This is a genomic window from Kitasatospora sp. NPDC093806, from assembly GCF_040683335.1.
In the GTDB taxonomy this organism is placed as follows: domain Bacteria; phylum Actinomycetota; class Actinomycetes; order Streptomycetales; family Streptomycetaceae; genus Kitasatospora.
This window is the reverse complement of record NZ_JBFBDO010000207.1, coordinates 1-5,270: the sequence shown is the minus strand read 5'-3', so window position 1 is coordinate 5,270 and position 5,270 is coordinate 1. Positions and strand designations below refer to the sequence as shown.

The following is a 5,270-nucleotide window of genomic DNA, read 5'->3' as shown; positions in this document are numbered from 1 at the left end:
GCCGACCGGTGCCAGGGTCCCTCCTGGTGCGCCGGTCGGCGCCGGTTCGTCCGTCCGCGCGCCCCGGTGAGCGCCCTGTCACGCCCCTGTACGCGACCGGGGGCGCATGCTGACATGGACGCGACAATCCGCCGGGCGGCCCGCATCTGGGGGTGCGCGCCCCGGGGCCCGGCGGGCGACTGGGAGGAAGCGCTCATGACCGTACGCACCTTGGCCGTCGGCGGTGCCGCCGCGGCACTGCTCGTCACCTCGCTGGCTGGGACCGCCGCCGGCTCCCCGTGGACCACCCCGCCGCCGGACAAGATCGTCATCGACGTCGCCACCGTCAACGGCTCCGGCTGCCCGGCCGGGACGGCGGCCATCGCGGTCTCCCCGGACAACACCGCCTTCACCGTGACGTACAGCCAGTACGTCGCCCAGGTCGGCGTCGGCTCCAAGCCCACCGACTTCCGCAAGAACTGTCAGCTCAACCTGAACGTGCACGTCCCGCAGGGCTTCACCTACGCGATCGCCTCCGCCGACTACCGGGGCTTCGCCCACCTGGAGAAGGGCGCGAGCGCCGTCCAGCGGGCCAACTACTACTTCCAGGGCTCGCCGCAGACCGCCTCGCTCAGCCACCCGTTCACCGGGCCGGTCGACGACAGCTGGCAGGCCACCGACACCGTCGCCGTCGCGGCCCTGGTCTGGGCGCCCTGCGGGGAACTGCGCAACTTCAACATCAACACCGAGCTGCGGGTGAACGCGGGCACCTCGGACACCGCCAAGACCACCAGCTTCATGACGATGGACTCGACCGACGGCAGCATCAACACGATCTACCACCTGGCGTGGAAGCGCTGCCCCTGACCGTCCGCGGTCGCGGTGGGCACGGGCCGGGCCCGGTCGGATGCGTCCGACCGGGCCCGGCCCGTGCTCGTCAGTAGGGCAGCGGCCGGCCGGACGGGGTGCGCAGGTCCAGCGGCGGGCGGGGGTGCGGAAGGCTCGGGCGCTTGCTGATCCTGATGCGTTCCATCGGGGCCACCTCCTCGGTGCGGTCTCCACCGTCCCCCGGGCGCGGCCCCCGGCCCCAGAGGTCCTCGCCCCCTCTTCCGCCGCCCGACCGGGGCCCCGCCCCGCCGGGACCACCGTCCCGCCCGCGCCGGGACCGGGCGGCCCCCTGGTCGCGCTGCCCGATCGGGCAATTCCGGTGGAGTGCATATGCAGTCGGTCGACATATGTCGCGGGGTGTCCTATGGTCATCGCATGGCGGGCAGCCGGCTCCGGAGAACGGACGAGCCGTGCAGGGCCGGTACCCGCCGGACGTGTGATCCGGCATGTCGCCGGACCGTCCGTCGATCAGGGGAGGACCGCAGTGCACCACCGTTCCCGCACGCCCAGGACGCTCGGCATCGCCATCGCCGCCGTGCTCAGCCTCGGTCTGGGCGCCCAGCCCGTGCTCGCCGCGCCGGCCGCCGCGCCCACCGCCGACCAGGACCCGGTTCCCGGGCTGGTCGCCGGCTCGGAGACCGCCGCCCCGCAGCTGGTCACCGGCCTGGCCGAGCCGGCCGCCGGCGCCGACCCGGTCGCCGCGGCCCGGGCCCACCTCGCCGCCCACCAGGACCGCTACCGGGTCGACCCCGCGCAGCTCGCCGAGGCCGGCACCGAGCAGGCCGCCGACGGCCGCCGCACCGTCAAGTTCGAGCAGTGGCACGGCGGCGTTCCGGTCTTCGGGTCGAAGTACCTGGTCCACCTGGTCGGCGACGGCGCCGCGCAGAAGGTCGAGTCGGTCGGCGGCAAGTACTTCACCGGCCTCACCGTCCCGACCACGGCGACCGTGCCCGACGAGGCGCTGCGCGGTCTGGCGCTCGGCTCGGTCAAGGACCCGAAGGCCCAGGCCGGCCTCACCGCCGAGGACCACGGCTTGGTGGTGCTGCCCGGCGGCGCCGGCCGGCTCGCCCGCCACTTCACCGTGCGCGGCACCGACCCGGCCGCCTGGGCGAGCCAGGCCCGCGAGGTCTTCGTGGACGCCACCGTCGGCGAGGTCGCCCTCGACTACACGGTCCGCGCCCCCGCCCAGGCCCCGGCGGCCGGTCCGGCCGGCGCCGAACCCGCCACCGGCACCGCCGTGGACGCCCTCGGCCGCCCCGCCAAGGTGAACCTCGGCCGCCTCCCGGACGGGAGCTACCAGCTGACCGACCTCACCCGGGCGGCCAGCATCACCACCTACGACGCGGCCGGCCGGGACGAGAACGTCTTCGCCCGCGGCATCCCCGCCGACGTCCACCCCGTGTCCTCGCCGACCGCCGACTTCCCGGCCGCCGCCGGCACCAACGGAGCCGTCGACGCCCACGTCAACGCCGGCGCCGTGTACGACTTCTACCGCGACCGCCTCGGCCGCGAGGGCCTGGACGGCAAGGCCGGCCCGATCGTCTCCGTGGTCAACACCACGGCCTTCGGCGAACCCAGGCCGAACGCCTTCTGGGACGGCAAGAAGATGATCTACGGCGGTGGCACCGCCAAGTACAACCCGTTCGCCGTCGCCCTCGACGTGGCCGGCCACGAGATGACCCACGGCGTGGTCCAGCACACCGCCGCCTTCGCCACCCTCGGCCAGTCCGGTGCGATGGACGAGGCCTTCGCCGACTACTTCGGCAACGCCATCGAGGTGACCACCCGCGGCCTGTCGATGACCGACCCGCGCGCCGCCCTGCTCGGCGAGAGCCTCTGCCGCACCGGTACCCCGGAGGCCTGCGCGACCCGCCGGCTGGACGACCGCCGCACCACCGTGAACGACTACCTCGGCGCGCCGATCGGCGTCGACAACGGCGGGGTGCACGCCAACTCCACCATCTTCTCCGGCGCCCTGTGGGACGTCCGGCGCGCGCTCGACCCGCTCACCGCCGACCGCCTGGTCTACCGCGCCCTCGCCGAGTACCTCACCCCGCTGGACGACTTCGTGGACGCCCGCAACGCGGTGCTCGCGGCGGGCAAGGCGATCGGCCTGAGCAAGGCGGAACTCCGCACCGTGGCGGGAGCGTTCGACGCGCACGGGATCAAGGCCGGCTGGGAGCGGCGGATCGGCGTGGACAGCCGCCCGCTGCTGCGCGAACTCGCCGGCGCGAGCGTCGCCCCGGACGTCGCCAAGGGCCGCTGGGTCGCCTCCGGCACCGAGCGGGGCGGCAGCGGGTCCCTCACGCTCTACTCCGGCGCCGTCAACGGCTCCGGCGCGCCCACCCGGCTCAGTCCGGACGACCACCGCTCGCACGGCTGGGCGGCCACCGACGGCACCGGCGCCGCCTGGCTGGCCACCGGCTCCGACGAGCAGGGTCGCTGGGCGGCCGAGGTGCTGACCCGCCCGCTGGCCGACGGGACGCCGCGCAGCGTGTACAAGGGCGTGAGCCAGCAGGTCGCCGACGTCCGGATCGCCGGTGGCGACATCGCCTTCCGCGTCCTGGACTTCGCCACCGGCCGGAACAGCCTCCTGCTCTCCCACGACGGCGGCCCGGCCGCGGAGGTCCCGCTGGCGGCCGGTCACCGCGCACGCGACCTCTCCGTCAGGAACGGCCTGCTGGCCTGGACCGAGACGTGGTCGGCCGGCGAGAAGGAGATGTCCGCGCCCACCGTCTACTCGATCGCGACCGGCAAGGTCGTCGCCCAGTACGTGGCGGGCGGCGCCGCCGGCGGGATCGAGGCCGGCGAGACCCGGCTCGTCGACGGCCGACTGCTCTGGGTGGAGACGCCCGAGGGCCGCGGCGGCGGCGAACGCGCCGAGGGTGCGGCTGGCCGGACGGGCGGGGGTGGCCATCGTCGTGCTCCTCGCGGTCATCGGGTGGCGGCCGGGCAGGCCAGGACGGGGGCGGACGGGCGGGCGCCCTGGGCGGTGAGGCCGGCCAGCCCCTGGCCGGAGAGGCCGAGGACGGCCTGGGCGGTGGCGCGGGCGGCGTTGGCGGGGTTGAAGCCGCTCGCGTCGTAGGCGACGGCGCCGCGGACGGCGGGGTCGGCCGAGCAGCCCTGCTGGAACTTGACCAGGCTGCTCCAGCCCTTGAGTCCGTTGACGTAGCGGCCGCCGGACAGCAGGGCCGAGGCCGCCAGGCCGGTGCTGTTGGCGTTGGAGGCGGTGGCGCCGGCCGCGGCGAACCCGCCGTCGGCGTTCTGGTGGGCCGCCAGCCAGTCCAGGCCCGCCTTGGCCTTCGCCGTCCGGCCGGTGGCGGCCAGGGCCTGGACGGCGAGCGCGGTGGCGTCGGTGTCACCGCTGCAGGCGGGCTGGCCGAAGGCGATCGGGAAGCCGCCGTCGGCGCACTGGGCGGCCGCCAGGAAGTCGACGGCGCCGGCCGGGGCGCCGCCGGGGGTGCGCTGGAGGGCGAGCAGGGCGAGCGACTGGCCGAAGGCGTTGCTGTAGTCGCCCCACTGCGAGCGGTCGGAGAAGCGGCCGCTCGGGCTCTGCAGCGAGCGCAGTCGGGCGGGCAGGTCGACGCCGCCGAAGGCCGTCGGGTCCGCGCCGCGCACCTCGGCGGCGAGCAGCAGTTTGGCGGTGGCACCGGCGTAGGCCTCGGTGGTGCCGTCGCCGAGGTAGCCGCGCAGGATGTCGGGCCGGGCCAGCCAGGCGGTGGCCTTGGCGGCGGCCTGGTCGGCGCCGCGGGCGGCGGCGAAGGCGAGCACGGCGTCGATGGTGAGGCCCTGGTCGGGGTAGGCGGTGCCGTCGAAGACCGTCTCGAAGTGGTCGCCGTCGACGAGCTGGCGGGCCAGCCAGCCGGCCGCGGCGGCGTCCGGGCGGTGGGTCGCGCTGTCGGTGGCGGTGACATCGGCGACCGCGGTCGCGGGAGCGCCGACGGCGAAGGCGTCGGACGCCGGGAGGACGGCGGTCAGCACGAGGGCGGGTATCGCGAGCAGGCCGAGCGGGTGGCGGCGGAGCACGGGCATGGGAGGCCTTTCCGGGCCTGGGCGCACGGGTGCCACCGGTGGGTGCCGGGTTCCGGCCGCCCCCGGGAGCCCCGGCCCGCAGACCACGACGGGAGGAGGGGACGCACACCTCCGCCCCCGGGTACTCGGGCTCGCCGCCGACGGTGGTCGGCGGCCTACCGTTGCGGGTCAGCGCCGGATTCGGACCGGACTTCCCCCGACGGCGGAGTCGGAACTTGACGGCTCATCATGTCCGCTGCCCGGAGAAGGGGTCAAGGCCCGACGGGAACGGGCGGGGAGGAACGGGCGGGGCCCGTCCGGTCGCCGCGGGGGTCGGCGGCCGGACGGGCCCGGGGTCGGGCGCCCGGGGGGGCGGGGGGGGGGGGAGCGAG

The 5,270-nt window shown here is 76.0% G+C and carries 2 protein-coding genes, 1 pseudogene and 1 riboswitch; of the genes and pseudogenes, 2 read left to right on the top strand and 1 reads right to left on the bottom strand.

Translation table 11 applies throughout. The features are described 5' to 3' along the window. The first annotated feature begins 195 nt into the window (after positions 1 to 195). Positions 196 to 846 carry a DUF4360 domain-containing protein gene (locus AB0N76_RS39005; RefSeq protein WP_363565605.1) on the top strand — a complete coding sequence of 217 codons (651 nt, stop codon included), beginning with the start codon at positions 196 to 198 and terminating at the stop codon, positions 844 to 846. Between the two features lie 385 nt (positions 847 to 1,231). Continuing rightward, positions 1,232 to 3,022, top strand: a pseudogene (locus AB0N76_RS39000) (M4 family metallopeptidase); the annotation flags it as partial. A gap of 779 nt (positions 3,023 to 3,801) precedes the next feature. On the opposite strand, the gene AB0N76_RS38995 reads toward AB0N76_RS39000, so the two are convergent. After that, positions 3,802 to 4,899 (bottom strand): prenyltransferase/squalene oxidase repeat-containing protein, encoded by a 1,098-nt coding sequence (locus AB0N76_RS38995; RefSeq protein WP_363565604.1) that lies wholly within the window; start codon positions 4,897 to 4,899, stop codon positions 3,802 to 3,804. Between the two features lie 119 nt (positions 4,900 to 5,018). Continuing rightward, positions 5,019 to 5,096, bottom strand: a riboswitch (cobalamin riboswitch). Positions 5,097 to 5,270 lie beyond the last annotated feature (174 nt).

Coding starts and splice junctions, on each gene's coding strand:
- AB0N76_RS39005 (WP_363565605.1), top strand. CDS start 196: ATGACCGTACGCACCTTGGCCGTCGGCGGTGCCGCCGCGGCACTGCTC.
- AB0N76_RS38995 (WP_363565604.1), bottom strand. CDS start 4,899: ATGCCCGTGCTCCGCCGCCACCCGCTCGGCCTGCTCGCGATACCCGCC.